The organism is Actinoplanes sp. NPDC020271 (assembly GCF_044388125.1).
Classification (GTDB): Bacteria; Actinomycetota; Actinomycetes; order Mycobacteriales; family Micromonosporaceae; genus Actinoplanes.
Window position 1 is genome coordinate 102,865 of record NZ_JBIRWQ010000030.1, and the last position, 16,763, is coordinate 119,627.

Below are 16,763 nucleotides of genomic sequence, written 5' to 3' on the forward strand. Positions count from 1 at the left end.
CGGCCACACCCCGAGACCAGCCTGCTACGACGGTGAGACACGCGAGCGTAGATGGTCCGCCAGTTGCGCGGGTCACGCGACAGGCCCACACGAACGGGTGCGATGTGCGACTTGATTATTGGCGGTCGGCGGCATCGTCTTATCCTTCGTTATGACTGGAACGCGTTTGACGCGCCGGGAAAGGCGTGCGATCGCTGCCGAATGGCATAAGGTCCCGTTCAAGACTCGCCTGGAGGTGGCACGACTCTCCAAGCGAGGTGAGCGGCATCCGGATGACGCCGTTGACGCTCTCGCAGTGAAGGTCTCGCGGATGGCCCTGGAAAAAAGGCCGCCGTGGCTGATCTACACGCCCGCCTTCCAGTGGCTGATGACCTTGACCTTGCTGGTCATCGCCGCGCTGTGGGCCGAGCCGTTTCCTCGGTGGACTGGCGGCGTTGGCGGCGGCCTGTGCCTTCTGCTTCTGATTCTCGACTGGGATCTCAAACGGGATGCCAGACGGATCCTCGCGGTTCCGCGGCGCGATTATTGACCTCATTCTATTGATAGCTTCGCGGGGCCGTCGGCCAACGGTGCGGATTCATCATCAGATGAAACTTTCAATGTTTCTAGTACATGCTGATATGGACGTGGTTGGTATGCCAGCCGGAGGGATCATCGCCTCCGTAGGGATTGTCGTAAGCGTGCCAGCCCCGACCGTCGTTGGTCCAGATCATGCGGAACCAGATGACGTACATGACGCCGAGGCGGTCGGCGTTGGCGACCGCCCAGGCGGCCATCGCATCCCCTCGTGCCTTTTGTGCCCCGGACGCCTCGCCGCCGGAGGTCGTCATGAAGTCGCACGCGCGGCCCTTCGGGTGTTCACCGTGGTCGTCGACGCGGAAGCAGCCGGGCTTCGGCCAGCCGGCGGCGGTGACCTGCTGGACGAGGTGCAGGGTGCGCGGGGTGAGGCAGCCGGTTCCGGTTGTCGGGTCCGGGACGATGGAGCAGGTCTCAGTGGGCCAGGAGCCGTCGGAGTTGCGCGGCGCCGGTTCGGCGCTGCCGAACGGCATCGCCGAGCAGTCGAGGCTTATTTCACCGGTCCCGTATTGATCAACTAGGGTGATGGCGTCGGTGGTCCACTTCGCGTACGCGTCCGGGTAGGCGCTGACCTGGACCGCCTGGGCCGCCTCGGTCAGTGGCATGGTTTGCCATCCGGAGATGGTGTTGAGCTTGTCGTAGAACTTGCCCGCTTGGTAGGCGGGATCGGCCAGTTGCTCGGGGGTGCCCCATCCCTGGCTCGGGCGCTGCTGGAAGACGCCGATGGAGTCGTGGTCGTTGTTGGCCCCGAGGTAGGGCAGGTTGCGTAGCCCGGACTCTTGCATGGCGACGGCCAGGGCGATGGTCTGGCCCCAGCTACCGACGCCTTTGGTGACGCCGACCTGGATGATGGTCAGCGCGATGTTGAGTTGATCGGTGTCCCACTTCGTGGTGGCCGTCGGTCGTCCGGACGCGCTGGTGCTCGGTGCGGTGGCGACGTGGCACGCCCCGGAGCTGCCGCCCATGACGGCGGAGAGCAGCAGCATGGGCACGCCGAGGCAGGCGACGATAACGGCGGTGACGATGCCGAAAACGGCTTTGGTCATGAGCTGGCCTTTCAGTGAAAACGAAAAAGGCCGGGCTGCGCGCGGATGCGCGGCCGGCCAGGGTGAAGCGGAGCGGGTTCGGTCAGAGGTCTTGCTTGTACGCGCGGAGCCACACCTGCGTCTCGGCCAGGAAGCCGCCGATCGTGGTGGTGGTCTCGGCCAGTGGGTGGGCGCCGGTGACGGGGGTTGCGCACCGCCAGTCCCAGTGCCCCGGCTGCAAGGCGGGCACGAACCAGAGTGCGGCGTCGCGGTCGAGGAACAGCGCTCCGTGGATCTGCGGGGCGAGCAGGGTCATGGGCTGGCTGGCGCAGCTGGTGAGGCAGCGGCAGCCCGGCGCGTTGTAGACCGAGCGCAGGTGGCCGCGGTGAATGGGGCAGTCGCAGTCGCAGGCGAGGTCATAGGCGGGGCGAGGTGTCTGGTACATAGCTGTCTCCCAAAGGGTCGTGAAGCACAAAAAGGGCCGTGGGCCGCCCACGCGGGCGGCCCACCTTGGATGTGCGGTCTCAGAGGTTGAAGACCTCGGGGTTCGCGAGCACGTGAACGAGCTCCCGCAACCGGGTCTCGATCACCACGCTCGCGTGGTACAAGTCGTGCCGGGTGTCGATGTTTCCGGCGTTTTCCCAGTTCCAGGTCCCGTCGGGCAGGGCCGGAACCTGCCAGAGGTCGCCGCCCTGGTCGAGGAACAGCGCGCAGCCCCACCGGTCGGCCAGCAGCGTGATGGGCTGGGTGGCGCAGGTGATGGTGCAGGCACAGCTGAACTCGTCATAGGTGAGCCGGGTCCGTCGCGCGTGCAGGGGGCAGCGGCAGTCGCAAGGACGCTGCCAGGGCATCAGGTAGGTCATCGTGGCTCCGAATGAACGTCGATGTGGTGGTGAGGGGTCAGGAGGAGGGGCCGACGAGGCTGGTGCCGCCGGGGCCGAGCAGCTTGTCGTGCTGGACGGCTCGGGTTTCCTCGGCGGTGAGCACGTAGGCCGGCAGGTGCGGTACGCCTTTGCGCCAGGCGTGGTAGAGCCGGTGCACGCCGTCGATCAGCAGCCCGGCAGGCGAACCGTCCCCGACGCGGACGAGGCCGAGGATCACCGGGTCGCTCAGGTCGGTGCTCATCGCATAGACCCGGTCGACGGCATCTCGGGTGGGGCCGATGAGACTGACGGCCAGGCGGTGCGGGTCGTCGAGGTGATGCAGGCTGTAGGCGGTGGCCCACGCCGTGACGTCGAGTTGCTGGGTTTCGTGGTGTGTGGTCGCGATCAGCTTCAGCGCGGCATCGATGTCGAAGACCCACGGCCCGAAGTGGAACCACTGCGGCTGCCGGTCGGCCATCATTGGCCTCCCTCTGTGGTGAGGGAGGCGTAGATGCGGATGCACCGCAGGATCAGCTCGTGCGACGGCAACCTCAGCAGGCGTTGCCGCTTCTCCTCGTACAGCTGGTCCCAGATGGCGACGGTGACACTGGCGGACCAGACGTCGACCAAGACCCCGTCGATCTTGAGGTACTGCTTCTCGGCGACGATGCGCCGCAGCGTGTCGATCAGCGTCGCGTCGCCGATCGGGTGGCTGGCGTCGTCCGGCCTGGCCGCCTCCTCGTACTGGGTGAGGCAGTCCTCGCAGGTGTGGGCGCGGGGCGGGTTGTCGGTCTCCCACCGGCGAACCTCGTCGGCGGGGATCCCGCAGACCGACTGGCGCGGGTCGCGCGGGTGCAACAGGTGAGGGGTTATCGCGGTCATCGGCTCGTGTCCTTTCGGGGTACGAGCCGGGGCATGTTGACCCCGCGCGGGGTCAACATGCCCCGGGCGGGTGGAGGGGTAGCGGTGGTCAGACCTTCAGCAGGTCGAAGGCGACGAGCTTGAGATCGCCGGTGGTGCCGGTCAGCACGCGGTTGGCGCGGGTGGTCTCGTCCTTGGCGGGCTGGTAGTGGTCCAGGTACTCGGTGATGGCCTGGTATCCGGCCCACCGGCTGCCCTTGATGGCCTTCTGCGTGTCGGCCTCGGTGATCAGGTACTTCAATGTGCCGAGCCGCTGCTTGGCGTTGCGCTTGGTGGTCTCCGACGCGTTGTCCTTGACCGGAAACACCTGGCCGACGACCTTCTCGAACTCGCGCATGGTCAGCGCCTCGTTCAGCATCCGCTCGGCGGCCCGCTCGAAGGTGTCCATGTACTTCCACATCAGGCCCAGCGCCTCGCGGGCCTGGCTGATCTGGGAGTTGACGTTGCTGGTGTGCCGGAAGGTGTAGTGCCCGACGGCGTGCGCGAACGCGGCCCGCTGCGTGTTGGCGCACACCACCCGGATCGGGCTGGCGTCCACCCGCAGCGCGGCGGTCCCGTCGTGGCTGGTGGTGCCGATCAGATAGAGGTCCATCCGGTCGACTCCGGCGATGGTCATCGCGTCCGGCAGCTTCATCGTGACGAACACGCTCTTGCCACGGCGTAGGCTGCCGGCCGTTTCGAAGTGGGCGCCGCCGACCTGGTCCACGACCTGGTCGAGCATATCGGCGCACTGCTCGTTCTGGACCACGGTGTAGTCGGTGCCGACGATCCCCAGATACTCGATGGCCCCGGTAACCGGGTTACGGCGCACGGTCATCCGCTTGTCGTCGGCGGGGATCTGCACCTCGACGCCGTCGACGATGTCGATGCCGACCGTGCGGATGGTCCGTACGCCCCAGTCGCCGAGTTTGGCGGCGGCCATGATCTCTTCGGCCCTCATGGTGTTCTGGGTGACGGTGCCCAGCTGGTGCCAGGCCGACAGTCGGGCGCTGGCGAACGCGGTGCTGCCGTCGGCGAACTGCTCGAGTTCGTGTGGCACGGGTTCTCCTTTTCTCGGATACAGGTGCGGCGCCGAGCAGAAGCGCGGCCCCGCGAGGTTTGGAAGGTGGGTCAGGACTGGCTGATGTCGTGCTCGGCCATCACCGTGCGGACCCGCGCCGCGACATCTTCGGGCCGGGCCGTGATGGGTAGCTCGTGCTCGGTGTAGATCTCCGTGCCGTCTGGTCCTGGATGCCGATCACCCAGCGCATGACGCCGTCGCGAGCAAGGTGCGGGCTGACGGCGACGCGACGGTGCGGGGCCGGGCGCATGTGCGCTCGGCCCCGCGAGGATGGGAATCGGTCAGGACTGCTGGGTGTCGCTGGAGTCCTGGTCGGTGTCGGACTGGTCGCCGCCCGCGCCGCTCATGCCGTCGGCGTTGTCGGCGTGCTCGGCCTGGTCGTCGCCCGTGCCGTCCCCGTTGTCGGTGCGGTTGTCGGCCTGCTCGGCATCCGCCTCGTTCTTGGCGGTGTCGTCGCCGACGGCGGGCTTCGGGATGACGAAGGTCAGCGGCGCGTCGGAGACCATCAGGATGGTTCCCGCGGCGGCGGCCTTGGTGCAGTTGTTGCGCACCGCGCCGGAGCTGACGTTGCGGCCGCCCAGCTTCGCGCTGATCGCGGTGGCGATCTCCTGCGGAGTCATCGGCCGGCCGGGGCTGACGGCCAGCTCGGCGACGGTCAGCCGCTCCAGTTCGCCGCGCTGGAAGGGCTGGTTGCCGTCGGCGTTGGCGGTCGCGTCGCTGCGGTGCCCCCCGGTGCTCGGAGTGGTGTTCAGCGTTCGCGGCGCCAGCCGGGTCGGCAGCTTCACGGCGTGGACCTCGTCGTCCGGGCCGACGATGTGCAGCGTTCCGTCCGGGCGGATGAGACTCTGGACCGCCGCCACGGCCGCCGGGGTGCTGGTGACGCCCCGGATGACCTGGAAGCACAGCGCGCAGCGCGGCGGCTCCGGATTCGGGTCGACCTCGGATGCCTTGGTCGGCCCGGCGATCCACCGCTCCGGCAGGCCCGTCTTGAGCGGCAGGCGACGAGCGGCGTCGGCCTGCTGCATCGCGTCGAGCAACCGGACGGTGGTGGGGTGGCTGATGCCGCTCTCGGCCACGATCATGTCAACCGTCGCACCGTCGTCGCCGAACTCGGCAAGGACGCCCTTGATGGCCATGACCTTGCGGTCACCGGGACGCGGCGGTGCGACGACCATGCGCGGTTCCCCCGTGGCCGGGGCGTCCGTGTCCTCCTCGTCGGCCTGGCCCTCGTCGTCGTTGTCGTGGTCCTCGTCGCTCTGGCCGTCGCCGTCGCGCGTGTCCTGCTCGTCGGTCGCTTCCTCGCCGGATCCGCCGGTTTGCAGAGCCTGGCTGTCGTCGCCGGTCGGCGAACTCTCGCCATTGTCTGCCTCGTCGGCCGGGTCGGAGTCCGGCTCGTCGGCGGGCTCATCCGGGCCGGCGGCGTTCTCGTCGCTGAGCTCGGCCGAGTCCAGCGCGGACCTGGCATCGTCCGACAGAGTCCATCGGGTGGGCGTGCCCTCGGCCGCGTCCGCGCCGAGGTCGACCTCGACGATCACACCGGCCTCAGCCAGGGTCCGAATGGCCTTGTCGGTGGTGGAACGAGCCTTGCCGGACCTCTCCGCCAGTTCGTGGACGTTGCCCTGGCCGAGGTCGACCAGCGCCTTGAGGACGGCCTGCGTGGCAGGCGTCAGGGACTGCAATTCCATGGGAACTCCCCTCCTCGGGAATAAGGGGTGACACCCGGGCACCGGACGGTGCGGGGGTGGTGGTTCTCGAAGGCGCGCACCGGCCACGGGTGGCCGCACGCGAACACCCGGCAGGAACCGGGGTGATCAGTGGCGGGAGATCCGGCGTTCGCCGGTGGCCCGCAGGTGGTAGAGGCGGTCCTCGACGCGGTCGCGGTAGATCCCGGCGAGGCCATGCGCCAGGCGGACAGGGCCGGGGAACTCGCCGGGGTCGAGTTCGACGTCTGCCGTGTGGATCTGCGCTCGTACGGCTCGCCCGGCGAACTTCTGCTGGCGCAGGTACGCGAGGTGCGGCAGCACGATCAGGACGGTGTCGCCGGGGTTGACGTAGCGCCGCCGAACCGGCTGCACGGGGTTCGTGGCGACATAGGCCGTGCGGTCGGGATCGTTGATGAGCCGGTCGAGGTGGATGCGAGCACTTTCGTAGTCGCTGACGTACTCGGTGATGGCGTCGAGCGTGCTGGCCAGCACGGTGGCCGAGCCGGTCAGGTCGTCACCGTTGATGAGCTGGGTACGGAATTCGTCCACCGCGTTGAGCAGCACTTCGCGCGCGAGGCGCAGCGCGTCGGCGTTCGCCGGGAGGTGCGCGGCGGCCGGAATGGGATCGGCAGCGTGCTGATCGAGGGTTCGGCCGGTGGTCCGGACGATCCACTTCTCCACCAGGTCCAGGTACATCTCGGGGTCTCCTTTCGGGGTAGTCCGGGCACGCCGAAGACCGGTTGCAGCGGGGCTGCGACCGGTCTTCGAGGTGCGCGGAATGTGGTGGGTCAGGCGATGTCGACGGCGCACAGCCGTGCGCGGTTGTGGAGGGTGCGCAGGTACGTGCACGCCTCGTTGAGGAAGCGGAGTCGGTCCGCGGCCGTGTTGGTAGCGGGCCGCATGATGCGTCCGTCAGTGGTGATCAGTGCGTCGCCGACGAGGGCGACTCGCCAGTAGAGACCCGCGTAAGCGGCCTCGCCGGCCTGGTAGAGCGACAGCTCGTAGGGGTCGAAGACGTGGCCGCCGTTGAAGGCGAGCATCGCCAGGACGCGGGGTTGCTGCTCGAAGCGGCGTCGGGCCTCGGTCAGGCTGACCTTGGCGGGGTCGGCGTGGTGCTGGGCGAGGTAGTCCTCCCAGGGCCGGGCGAGCTTCGTCGTTGCGTTGATGTGCATGTTCCAGGCGCGCCAGCGGGCGATGGCCTCATTCGCGGCGATCTGCGACATGCCGGACAGGTCGAGTCGGCTCTTGCGGCCTCCGGCGGCGAGGGTGATGGCGCCGAACTTGCGGGCGGCGTCGAGCAGGTAGTACCCGAGGAACCGGGTGAACCAGCCGATGAACTTGCGGTGCCGCACGCGGAACCGGCGGGCCGGGGTGCCGTTGGCGTTCATGAGGTCGTTGACCTTCTCGCTGGCGGCGAACCAGTCGGCGTCTTCGCCGGGGTTGAAGCAGACCGTGACGATCTGATCGGTGAGGGGGTCGTTGGCGGGCATGGCGGTGCTCCTTTCGCGAAGCGGGGTTTGGGTTGGTGTTGCCGGGGGTGGTGCCACCGGATCGCGGCGTCTGGACCGGCGGGAAACTGCCGAAGAGATGCGCGGGGCGCAGACCACGAGCCGACCGGGAAGGTGGGCTATGAGGTGAGCTGGGCCAGGCGCGGGGCAGTCCCGCAAAGGGGGCCGAGACGGGCGGCGGTGCGAACAAAAGAAAAAGAAGAAACTGCACCGTAGCTTCGCGGCCTGACAGCGCCGCTTCTGTCAGGAATAGCGATCATGCCGTTGAGCTGGGCTGACAGGTTGGGGTATCGAGCTGTCAGCGGCTGTCAGAGGACAAAGACGCCGTCATCGTCGTAGTTGGGGTTGTCCGCGACCGGCTGCCCGTGGTCGCTCGGCAGTTCGGCCAGCTCGACTCGGCCGGTGGCGCCCCGCGGCAGCCACACGCGGGCGGCGGGTTCGCTGGCGTGCACGGAGGTCGCGACCGGGACGGCGGTGTGCTGGCCGGGCAGTTGCCGGTGCAGATGTTCTTCGCGTTGCTCGGTGCCGAGCCAGAACAGCACCGGGTATTGCGGGCCGCCACGGCGGATGAGTTTGGCGTACCGGTCGAGTTTGGCGACCAGGCGGCCGAGCGGCTCGCTGCCGGTGTCGGCTTCAAGGAAGAAGCCCATCGTGACGGGGCCGGCGGTCCAGAGGCCGTGTCCGTCGGCGGTGATGGTCCGGTACTGCTTGGTGGTGACGTGCTCGGACCACCACCGGTCGAGGCGGGTGTCCGGGTGCCGGCGGGCGTGCTCGGTCAGGCGGACGAAGAACTCGTTGGCCAGCACGAGGTGCGGCAGGTGCGGGTTCGCCGATAGCCGTTGCACGGTCTGGTTGCTGGTCCTCGGTGTGGGCTCCGGCCGTTCGTGGGCGGCGGCCTGGAAACGGTGCCCGTTGTGGCCGAGCGTCCAGTGCCAGGGCTGGCTGCCGCCGCCGACGCGGGAGAACCGGAACCGCTCCACCAGGTCTAGGGCGGCCAGCTCGTTGAGGCGTAGCTGGCAGGTCCTTCGGGCGATGAACAGCATCCGGTGGATCTGGCCGGTGGTCAGGACCTGATGGTCGTCGAGGAGCTGGAGGAGTAGACGATCACGAGGGGTGATATGGGGATAGATGGCCAGCAGGCTGGCCGTACGCGAAAACGGCATAGTGATCACCCCCTGGTGGAGAGAGACACCCTGTAGGGAGTCTGGACATGTGGATCTTGACTGTGAGACGGCCGCCGCCGGTATCCGCACAGCTCAGACACCTGACAGGCGACGCGCAGGGGGCTCGTCTGGGACCTCGTTTCGCAGACACCCCCAAACGAGCCCCCAATGCCGCACCCAGACGAGCCCCCGGACGCACCGGCTGTCAGCGGTCGCGGTCGGCCATCCGCCGCTTCATCGCCGTGCGGGCGAGCTGCTGCATCGGCGGTTCCTCCCCGGCGGGCGTATTCGCAGCGGCACACGCCACGCGGATCGCGGTCGGTTCCCCGTCCGGCTCCGGCGGCGGGTTGGTGACGAAGGTGAAGGCCGGGAGTTCCCGGTTGTCCACCAGCACCCGGGCCACAGCGGTGAACACGTCAAGGTGTGCGAGGTCGTGCTCGTCCACCTCGGGTTTGGTGTGCCGCGACAGCTCCCGCGCATCGGCCGGGTCGACGTTGAAGATCGCCTTGGTGCGGGCGTTCGCGCTGATCGCCGCGGCGACGTCCCTCGGCAGCTGCGCAAGGTCCTGGTGGGCCATCACTAGGCCGAGCCGGTACCCGCGCGCCTCGGCCAGCATGTCGCCGACCGAGCCCGGCAAGGTGAGGAAGTTCTGGACCTCGTCCACGTACAACGTGGCGTCTTTGCGCTGATCCTCGGGGATGCCTGCGCGGGCGATGGCCGCCTGCCAGACCCGGGCGACGATCAGCGAGCCGAGGATCCGGCTGGTCTCCTCACCGAGCTGCCCTTTCGGCAGCCGGCATAGCAGCACTCCGCCGTCGAGGACCTTGCCCATGTCGAACGAACTGTGGGCGTTGCCGATCACGCTCTTAACGAAGTCCCGCAGCAGGAACGCCCGCAGCCTCGCGAGGACCGGCGCGATGACCTGGCCGCGGAACTGCTCGTTGATGCCGTCGTACCAGAGCCAGAACCCGCCGAGCCCGTCCGGGTCGTCCAGGCCTTGGGTGAACCGGCCCCGGAACTGCCGGTCCTGCAGCAGCGAAGGAACGAGGCTCAGCGTGGGCTTCGCATGCCGCATGAGAGTGAGGCACGCGACGCGCATGGTGTCGTCCATGCGCGGCCCCCACTGGCCCTGGAAGATCTTCGCGAAAATCCCGACGAGGTTGTCCACTGCCAAATGGACGTCGCCCTGGTCGTCGAGCGGGTTGAAACAGGCTGGGTTCTCCTGATCCGGATCGATGATGTGGATCCGGTTGGCGTAGGAGGCCGGGAGCCGGTCGAGGATGTCGTTGATCAAGTCCCCGCGCGGGTCGATGACCACGGTCCCCCGCCCAGCCTTGATGTCGCCGAGGATCAGATTCAGCAACAGCGTGCTTTTGCCGACGCCGGTCTTGCCGACGATGTGCATGTGCTGCCGCGCGTCAATGACCTTGAGCCCCACCTTGTGGTTCCCGACCTGCGAGCGGCCCAGCATCTTCACGCCCCGGCCACCGCTGGGCACCTGCACCGGCGCCGGCACCGCCTTGGCCCGAGCCCGATCCAAACCGGGCACCGCCAGGTCCTGTGGGAGGGCGGCGAGCCCCGCGAGCTCCGGCACGGTGGCCAGGAACCCGCGCCGCAGCCGCCGTGCGGCGAGGGTGGCGACCGGGTGCGGCATCTTCATCCGGCGCAGCCGGTTCGGGCCGGTGTACGCGGCGGCGGCCGAGGCGATCGTGTGCCCCAATCCGGCGAGCCGCCGCTGAATTTCTGTGGTGCGTTCCGGCGTGGGCGGCCTCTTGTCCGGCTGAGCGGCGACGGCGAACCGGACCGCGATCTCGAAGTGCGGCACCCGCACGGCCTTGTCCACCACCGTGCGCGCCTCGGCCCCGGCGACCGGATCCCGGTCGGCCGAGCGCCCGGCCATGGAATTCGCCGGAGTACGAGTCCGGGACGGTCCCGGAAGGAATACCTCAAGGAACCACAGCAGCGGCTCGATCGCCAGCCGGGCCGCGCCAGCGGCGGCACGGGTCGCCGGATCGGGCCGCCCGCCCTGATGGCCGCCGCTGGTGGCTGCCGACCGGCGGGCCGCCCGCACCCGGCGGGCCGACGCGGGCCGGGCAAGGACTTGCACGCACGCGTACTCGCGGTGCCAAACCTCCGCCCCGGCCGACAGCAGCGCCCGCAACGGGTCCGCGTCGTGCTCGACGCGCAGCGGCAGCACGTCGGCGTGCTGCGGCCAATGCGCCCCGCCCGCCTGCTCGCCCACGGCGGCCGGGATCGGGGCGTCCGCGTTCTCGACAGTGAGGGTCGCGGCGGGCCAGGCCGCCCGGACGGCCGCCTCCACCGCGCCGGGCGGCACGGTGCCGGGCACCCACACCCGAATGGACAAGGCGCGGCCGGTCCACGTGTACTCCCACCCGACGTGCGGGTAGCCGTACAGCCTGCGCCGCCACACCGACGGCGTGAGCACCCCGACCAGGGTGGTCCAGAACGCGGCGGCGGCCTCGGCGGTCACCTCCGGCGGCGCGGCGATCGTCACCCACCGGGCGCCGGTGACGAAGCGGCGGTGCCGCCAGTTGAGGAGCTGGGAGTGGCCGAACACCCCGGCCACGATCAGCGCGGCGGCCACCGCGCCGATCCACGGCCGGGCAACAATCCAGTAGGCGAGATCAGCGGGCCACGTCGGTGCGGTGATCATGCGTTCACCTCGCCGATCCCGGTGACGGCGATCTTGTGTTCGGCGGCCGAGCCGACGCTGCGGAACGGGATCCGTGACCGCCCGGCGACCAGTAGGCCCTCCCCACGCGATGCGGCCAGCAGCATCCGGGCTTCTCCGGCGGTCAGGCCGAACGCCTCGGTTACGGCGTCGATCGACTGGGTGGACTGGCGCATCAGGACCTGGGTCGCGGCGTTCGACACCACGGCCAGGCCAAGGTCAGTCGACAGGACGTCGGCGGCGTCCTGCGTGATCACGCACAGCCCGGCGAGGCGTTTGCGGGCGGCCTTGGACATGCGGAACAGGAACCGTGCGCCTTCGCCGTCGCGCATCAGCAGCCACGCTTCGTCGACCACGACGAGTTGCCGCCGCCGGCGTGCGCCGGTGGCCGGAGCGTCGATGCTCGACCAGATCGCGTCCAAGGCGAGCAGCGTGCCGACCGTGCGTAGCTCGTCGGGCAGGTGCCTCAGCGACCACACCACGAGGTGCCCGCCCGGGGCCGCGGTGGTCGGGCCGTCGAACAGGCTGGAGAAGTTCCCGCCCGTCCACGGCGCGAGCCGGGCCGCAAGCTGGGCAGCGGCCGGATCGTCGTCCTCGGCCAGCGTCGCGGCGAGGTCGCGCAGCAGCGGGGCGGGCTTGTGCCAGGTGGCCGGGTCGGCGTTGATTCCGGCGTGTGCGTAGGTGGCGGTGATCGCCCGGTCCAGGGCGGCTCGTTCGGCCGGCGGCGGGGTCGCGCCGAGCATGACCGAGATCAGGGTGTGCAGGTAGAGGCCACGCCGGGTGAGGGTGTCGGGCCGGTCGTCGGCGGGCAGGTCGAGCGGGTTGACCCGCACGTCGGGTGCGCCGAGCTGGACGACCGTGCCGCCGACGTGTTCGGCGAGCGGGGTGTACTCGTCCTCCGGGTCGATGACCGACACGGCGGTGCCCTGGTACAGGTTGCGCAGCACTTCGAGTTTGACGAAGTAGCTCTTGCCCGCGCCCGAGCGTGCCAGCACGACCGAGTTGTGGTTGTCTTGCGCCCACCGATTCCACAGAACCACCCCGTTGCTGGTGGTGTTGAGCCCGTAGAGCACGCCGTCGGGTGGGGCGACGACGCCCGGAGCCGGGGCGGCGAGGTCCGCCGAGGCGAGCGGGAACGCCGCCGCCAGGGCGGTGGTGTCGAGGATGCGGCGCATCCGCAGCGGATCCACTCCGACCGGTAGCGTGGTGATCCAGCCCTGCTGGTGGCGGAACGTGGCCGGTTGCAAGTCCAGCAAGACGCTGGCGGCGGCCGACTTCACCCCGATGATGACCGTGCGCAGCTCGTCGAGGTCGCGGGCGTGGATGGTGACGTAGATGCCGGTGTCGAACAGCTTCGCCGCGCCGCGGGCGACCCGTTCGGCGAGGTCGGCGGCGTCGGCTGCCGCCGCGTCGGTCATCGGGTCGCCGAGGCGGCCCTGGTTGGCGTCCAGGCGGCGCGATGATTCGAGTCGGGCGCGCTGGCGTTTGAGCATCGGCGCAGCCAGCTGCGGCGCGACCGGTGTGATGTGGACGGCGACGTCGACGCGTCCGGGGTAGGACAGCAGCGGGTCGAGCCAGGCTGGACCGACCTCGGCAGGGTAGCCGCACACAACGAACGTGGCGGCGTACCCGTCGCCGACCTTCACGTGTGCCGGGGTGATCGACAACGCAGCCGGGGAGGGCATGTCCTGCCCGGCTGTGATCTTCTTCTTGGCCTTCACAAGGTTCACGGGGTGCTCCGCACAGTGATGGGGGCGCCGGGCACCGCGCGCGGGCCGGGCACCGGAGGGTTGAAGGGGTCGACGGCTCCTGCCAGGGCCGACGCGACGGCCGGCCCGTCCAGCGCGGCGGCTTCGACGCCCAGGCCGGACAAGGCGCGCACTGCGGCGTCGGCTCCGTGTTCGCCGGTGATGACCGCGAGGACCTGGCGGCGCAGCGGATCACGCTCGGCGTCGAGGTCGAGCAGGAACGCAGCGTAGTCATCGGCGGCGGTCCGCAACGCCGGGTGCGGCAGGCGGGGCGCGAAGTCGGCGGTCGCCTGCGCGTAGACGCTCAGGTCATGCCGTTGCGCCGCGACGAGCAGTTGCGCCGGGCCGGTCAGCGAGTTGAGGAACCGGCCGAAGCCGTCCAGCAGCGCGGCCTGCTCGCTGCCGGTGCGCAGATGGATGTTCGTGGTGCCGCACGCAATCAGCACCTTGCTGCTGCCTTCGCTGGTGAGGACTCCGGCCGGGCTGATGCTGGTGACCGGCGAGCGCAGCGGGGCCGGAACCTTCGGCTTGCCGGCGACGGCCGCCACCGAGCTGGCGCGCGGCTGACCCGGAGTCACGGTGCGCGGGCTGCGGGACAGGGCGACGCCGTGGCGTAGCCACACGTCCAGCGGCAGGCCGTCGCGGCGGCCGAGGGCGACCACGACGGTGACGGCGAACAGGATCATCCCGGCGACGATCCAGACGACCGGGGGCAGCAGCGGGCCGAACACGCGGTAGCAGCCGAGCCCGGCCAGGCCGGGGCCGCCGATGATGGCGAGCTGGCGGAAGGTGAGCCCGAACGCGATGCGGTCGGGGTCGTTGACGTTGGCCGGAACCGGCGCGTGGGGTGTGGTGTCCTCGCCGGTCATCGCATGCCTCGCAACAGCGGCACACGGCGGGCGATGCCTTGGATGAACACCGCGCGTAGCACGATTCCGCCGATGTTCGATCCCTTTTGCGTCACGTACTTGCCCATCAGCGACGGGATCTTGATCGTGACCCACAGCAGCACGATGACCAGCAGCAGATTCAACAGGTCGGAGTTGGGCTGGCCGAGGACTATCGGCAGGTTCGCCTTCGGATTGAGAACCAGGTCGATGCCCGCGGTGAAGGCGACGGCTTGTAACGCGGGTGTGGCCAGGCAGCCCAGCACCGACCGCCACCACAGCGCGGCGGCTCCTTGCGTCCACGGGGTCGCGTAGCAGGCCAGCGCCACCGAGGCGATTCCGGCCAGGATGATCAGCACACCGACCCGGATCAGCCAGCTGACGGCGAGCATGAACATCAGCACGACGATCAGTAGGCCGATGATCGCCATCAGCACCGCGTTGTTGTCGTCGGACAATGCCGCCTTGAGGCGGGCTTTGACGAAGTTGATCGTCTCTGTCGTCGGCGCGGATACTCCGGTCATGGCCACGGTCAGCGCGTTGGCGATGCTGATCAGCTCGGCGGTCAGCGGCATGGCGAACGCCGACAGCACGAAGCCGACGACCAGCCGTGGAATGAGCTCTTTGATGCCGTAGCGCATCTGGATCGATTCGCCGGTCATGGAGGCGATGCCGACCGCGATGATGGCGAGGATGAAGCAGGCGTTGACCACCAGCGTGCTTTTGTCGGCGATCGACTTGACCTGCGGTAGAACGGTGACGTCCGGTGTCATGAATACCGTGGAGGTCAGCAGGGTCACCAGCGCGCCGAGAAGGTCGACGACCTTCTCGGCGAGCCAGTTGACCAGGCCGTCCATCAGCCAGTCGGTCATGTGATCAGCCGCCCAGGATTCCCTGGAGCACCTTCAGGACCACGGGGGCCAAGACGGCGAGGGCGTAGCCGATCAGTGCAGACTTGAAGTTGCCCTTGGCCTGCTCGACCTGGGCGGGGTCGCCTCCGGCGGCCATGTAGCGAAGGCCGCCGATGACCAGGAACATCGTCGCGACGACCGCGATGATGCCCATGATCCAGCCGGTGATGCCGGCGATGACCTGCGGAAGGGATTTCGGGGCCGCGAGCGGCTGCACGGCAGCGGCCACGGCGAGATCGGACAGGACATTGAGAGTGGTGTGCATTCGCGGCGCTCCACAGAGTTCTGCGGGGCCGCCGCGGTGGGGACCGGGCGAAGACCTGGCTAGGTCCGGTGGGGGCGCTCCTCCTCGCGTGTGGCGAAGGGTTGCGGTGTCAGTGCGCCGCGCCAGCCACGCCGGACCATCAGAACTTCGCCGCTGGGGTAGTCCCCACCGGGCGGGCATGCCGTGGATGACATGCACCGCCCAGATCCGCGCTGTCAGGGAGATCGAACTCGTGCCGCTCCTGTCACGACCTGACACGATCGGTCAGCACGGCAAGAGACATCCGGACTGCACGGAAGGCGCTCTAATGGACGACGTGGTGAGCCCGAGGCAGGGATCGCTCGACCGGTGGATGCGGACACCGCCGTTGACGCGGTACTCGCCCGAAGCGCGGGTAGCGGTGTTCATCGACTTCGAGAACCTGGTGTGCGGCGCCGGCAAGGGCCTTCCCGGGCAGAGCGAACCGATCCCTGCGAAGGCGCTGACCCACCTGTGCCGCGGGTTCTACGGCAACGCCTCCATCCGCAAGGCGTACGCCGACTGGGCCAACACCGGCTTCGGCCGCTACCAGCCAGCGTTGGCCAACAACGGCGTCGACCTCGTCCAGATCGCCCACCACGGCGTGGCCGGAAAGAACGCCGCCGACATCCGCATGGCCGTCGACGCGATGGAAGTCCTCATCAGCCACCCGGACGTAGACGTGTTCATCCTGGTCACCGGCGACAGCGACTACTCGCCGCTGGTTCACCGGCTGCGCGAGTTCGGCAAACACGTCGTCGGCGTCGGCACGCAAGCCACGGCCAGCCAACGACTGGTGTCGGTGTGCTCGGAGTACAAGTTCTGGGGCACCGTCGTCGCCGAGGTCGAACCGGCCGCCAGACCCGCTGTGACCGCCGTCTTCGACATCGCCGCAGCCGAAGACCTGCTGGTGCGCGCCTTCGAGCAGATCGGCACCGACACCCCGACCGCCGGCACCGTCAAGAACAAGATGCTCGTGCTGGACCCGTCGTTCGACCAGGCCAACTACGGCTGCCGCACCTTCCGCGACTTCCTTAACCGCCTGCCGCTTCGGGTCGCCACCGCAGGGCGTTCGGGCAACGACATCACCGTGCGCCTGATCGCCTCAACGTCGTGAGCGCAGCTGAGATGACGCCCGGCTGAAACGGAGCGAGGCCGCACCGAGCGGATGCTCGGTGCGGCCTCGACCGGCTGATGTCAGCGGCGCCTCACGCTGCCGTCGTGCTAGGTCGGCGATCGTTCGCGGCGAAGGTGCCGGACAGGTCGCCGCGGGTGACTGCGGCCGCCACGACTCGTTCGGCGCGGCGGCGCCGCATCCGCAGCGCCGGGGCGGTGGTGCCTTGCTCGGCGGCGAGCTGCTCGATCAGCGCGTCACCGAAGCGGGTCGCGCTGATCAGCTCGGCGGCTTCGTCGCTGATCAGGC

At 69.1% G+C, this 16,763-nt stretch carries 17 protein-coding genes and 1 pseudogene; 2 read left to right on the forward strand and 16 right to left on the reverse strand.

Annotated elements, in window-relative coordinates; all coding sequences use genetic code 11:
- The first annotated feature begins 310 nt into the window (after positions 1-310).
- Positions 311-529 carry a hypothetical protein gene (locus ACH442_RS40725; RefSeq protein ID WP_396343482.1) on the forward strand — a complete coding sequence of 73 codons (219 nt, stop codon included), beginning with the start codon at positions 311-313 and terminating at the stop codon, positions 527-529.
- 76 nt (positions 530-605) lie between these two features.
- Here ACH442_RS40725 and ACH442_RS40730 read toward each other — a convergent pair whose 3' ends face one another.
- The 15 genes from ACH442_RS40730 to ACH442_RS40800 form a co-directional block, all read right to left on the reverse strand.
- Positions 606-1,622: a hypothetical protein gene (locus ACH442_RS40730; RefSeq protein WP_396343483.1), complete on the reverse strand. Its 1,017-nt coding sequence runs from the start codon at positions 1,620-1,622 to the stop codon at positions 606-608.
- Between the two features lie 82 nt (positions 1,623-1,704).
- Positions 1,705-2,046 (reverse strand): hypothetical protein, encoded by a 342-nt coding sequence (locus tag ACH442_RS40735; protein ID WP_396343484.1) that lies wholly within the window; start codon positions 2,044-2,046, stop codon positions 1,705-1,707.
- A gap of 79 nt (positions 2,047-2,125) precedes the next feature.
- The gene (locus tag ACH442_RS40740) at positions 2,126-2,464 is read right to left on the reverse strand and encodes a hypothetical protein (RefSeq protein ID WP_396343485.1); all 339 of its coding nucleotides are present in this window, start codon (positions 2,462-2,464) and stop codon (positions 2,126-2,128) included.
- A gap of 37 nt (positions 2,465-2,501) precedes the next feature.
- The gene (locus ACH442_RS40745; protein WP_396343486.1) at positions 2,502-2,945 is read right to left on the reverse strand and encodes a hypothetical protein; all 444 of its coding nucleotides are present in this window, start codon (positions 2,943-2,945) and stop codon (positions 2,502-2,504) included.
- A complete protein-coding gene (locus ACH442_RS40750; protein ID WP_396343487.1) occupies positions 2,942-3,346 on the reverse strand; it encodes a hypothetical protein in 405 nt (134 codons plus the stop codon). Before ACH442_RS40750 ends, ACH442_RS40745 begins: the two co-directional genes overlap by 4 nt.
- A gap of 88 nt (positions 3,347-3,434) precedes the next feature.
- Complete coding sequence (locus tag ACH442_RS40755) at positions 3,435-4,424, reverse strand: DUF932 domain-containing protein (RefSeq protein ID WP_396343488.1); 990 nt, start codon at positions 4,422-4,424, stop codon at positions 3,435-3,437.
- Positions 4,425-4,726: 302 nt separating this feature from the next.
- On the reverse strand, positions 4,727-6,130 hold the full coding sequence (locus ACH442_RS40760) for a MarR family transcriptional regulator (RefSeq protein ID WP_396343489.1): 1,404 nt from the start codon (positions 6,128-6,130) through the stop codon (positions 4,727-4,729).
- A 126-nt stretch (positions 6,131-6,256) separates the two neighbouring features.
- Complete coding sequence (locus tag ACH442_RS40765) at positions 6,257-6,844, reverse strand: hypothetical protein (RefSeq protein WP_396343490.1); 588 nt, start codon at positions 6,842-6,844, stop codon at positions 6,257-6,259.
- Between the two features lie 92 nt (positions 6,845-6,936).
- The gene (locus ACH442_RS40770; RefSeq protein ID WP_396343491.1) at positions 6,937-7,638 is read right to left on the reverse strand and encodes a hypothetical protein; all 702 of its coding nucleotides are present in this window, start codon (positions 7,636-7,638) and stop codon (positions 6,937-6,939) included.
- 326 nt (positions 7,639-7,964) lie between these two features.
- Positions 7,965-8,819, reverse strand: a complete 855-nt coding sequence (locus tag ACH442_RS40775; RefSeq protein WP_396343492.1) for a replication-relaxation family protein — start codon at positions 8,817-8,819, stop codon at positions 7,965-7,967.
- A gap of 205 nt (positions 8,820-9,024) precedes the next feature.
- Entirely contained in the window at positions 9,025-11,493 is a 2,469-nt protein-coding gene (locus tag ACH442_RS40780; protein ID WP_396343493.1) for a type IV secretory system conjugative DNA transfer family protein, read from the reverse strand.
- Positions 11,490-13,196 carry a VirB4 family type IV secretion system protein gene (locus ACH442_RS40785; protein WP_396343499.1) on the reverse strand — a complete coding sequence of 569 codons (1,707 nt, stop codon included), beginning with the start codon at positions 13,194-13,196 and terminating at the stop codon, positions 11,490-11,492. The genes ACH442_RS40780 and ACH442_RS40785 overlap by 4 nt, the downstream gene beginning before the upstream one ends.
- Before the next feature lie 41 nt (positions 13,197-13,237).
- Positions 13,238-14,128, reverse strand: coding sequence for a PrgI family protein (locus tag ACH442_RS40790; protein ID WP_396343494.1), 891 nt, complete (start codon positions 14,126-14,128; stop codon positions 13,238-13,240).
- Positions 14,125-14,946 (reverse strand): conjugal transfer protein TrbL family protein, encoded by an 822-nt coding sequence (locus ACH442_RS40795; RefSeq protein ID WP_396343495.1) that lies wholly within the window; start codon positions 14,944-14,946, stop codon positions 14,125-14,127. Before ACH442_RS40795 ends, ACH442_RS40790 begins: the two co-directional genes overlap by 4 nt.
- 76 nt (positions 14,947-15,022) lie before the next feature.
- Positions 15,023-15,322 carry a pilin gene (locus ACH442_RS40800; protein ID WP_396343496.1) on the reverse strand — a complete coding sequence of 100 codons (300 nt, stop codon included), beginning with the start codon at positions 15,320-15,322 and terminating at the stop codon, positions 15,023-15,025.
- 307 nt (positions 15,323-15,629) lie between these two features.
- Between ACH442_RS40800 and ACH442_RS40805 the strand changes: the two genes are divergently transcribed.
- Entirely contained in the window at positions 15,630-16,457 is an 828-nt protein-coding gene (locus ACH442_RS40805) for an NYN domain-containing protein (protein WP_396343497.1), read from the forward strand.
- A gap of 91 nt (positions 16,458-16,548) precedes the next feature.
- Here the strand turns inward: ACH442_RS40805 and ACH442_RS40810 are convergent.
- Positions 16,549-16,763 (reverse strand): annotated as a pseudogene (locus ACH442_RS40810) (hypothetical protein); the annotation flags it as partial.

Bases quoted from the DNA above. Each gene is read 5' to 3' on its own strand.
- ACH442_RS40725 (WP_396343482.1), top strand. From the start codon at position 311: ATGGCCCTGGAAAAAAGGCCGCCGTGGCTGATCTACACGCCCGCCTTC.
- ACH442_RS40730 (WP_396343483.1), bottom strand. From the start codon at position 1,622: ATGACCAAAGCCGTTTTCGGCATCGTCACCGCCGTTATCGTCGCCTGC.
- ACH442_RS40735 (WP_396343484.1), bottom strand. From the start codon at position 2,046: ATGTACCAGACACCTCGCCCCGCCTATGACCTCGCCTGCGACTGCGAC.
- ACH442_RS40740 (WP_396343485.1), bottom strand. From the start codon at position 2,464: ATGACCTACCTGATGCCCTGGCAGCGTCCTTGCGACTGCCGCTGCCCC.
- ACH442_RS40745 (WP_396343486.1), bottom strand. From the start codon at position 2,945: ATGATGGCCGACCGGCAGCCGCAGTGGTTCCACTTCGGGCCGTGGGTC.
- ACH442_RS40750 (WP_396343487.1), bottom strand. From the start codon at position 3,346: ATGACCGCGATAACCCCTCACCTGTTGCACCCGCGCGACCCGCGCCAG.
- ACH442_RS40760 (WP_396343489.1), bottom strand. From the start codon at position 6,130: ATGGAATTGCAGTCCCTGACGCCTGCCACGCAGGCCGTCCTCAAGGCG.
- ACH442_RS40765 (WP_396343490.1), bottom strand. From the start codon at position 6,844: ATGTACCTGGACCTGGTGGAGAAGTGGATCGTCCGGACCACCGGCCGA.
- ACH442_RS40770 (WP_396343491.1), bottom strand. From the start codon at position 7,638: ATGCCCGCCAACGACCCCCTCACCGATCAGATCGTCACGGTCTGCTTC.
- ACH442_RS40775 (WP_396343492.1), bottom strand. From the start codon at position 8,819: ATGCCGTTTTCGCGTACGGCCAGCCTGCTGGCCATCTATCCCCATATC.
- ACH442_RS40780 (WP_396343493.1), bottom strand. From the start codon at position 11,493: ATGATCACCGCACCGACGTGGCCCGCTGATCTCGCCTACTGGATTGTT.
- ACH442_RS40785 (WP_396343499.1), bottom strand. From the start codon at position 13,196: ATGCCCTCCCCGGCTGCGTTGTCGATCACCCCGGCACACGTGAAGGTC.
- ACH442_RS40790 (WP_396343494.1), bottom strand. From the start codon at position 14,128: ATGACCGGCGAGGACACCACACCCCACGCGCCGGTTCCGGCCAACGTC.
- ACH442_RS40800 (WP_396343496.1), bottom strand. From the start codon at position 15,322: ATGCACACCACTCTCAATGTCCTGTCCGATCTCGCCGTGGCCGCTGCC.
- ACH442_RS40805 (WP_396343497.1), top strand. From the start codon at position 15,630: ATGGACGACGTGGTGAGCCCGAGGCAGGGATCGCTCGACCGGTGGATG.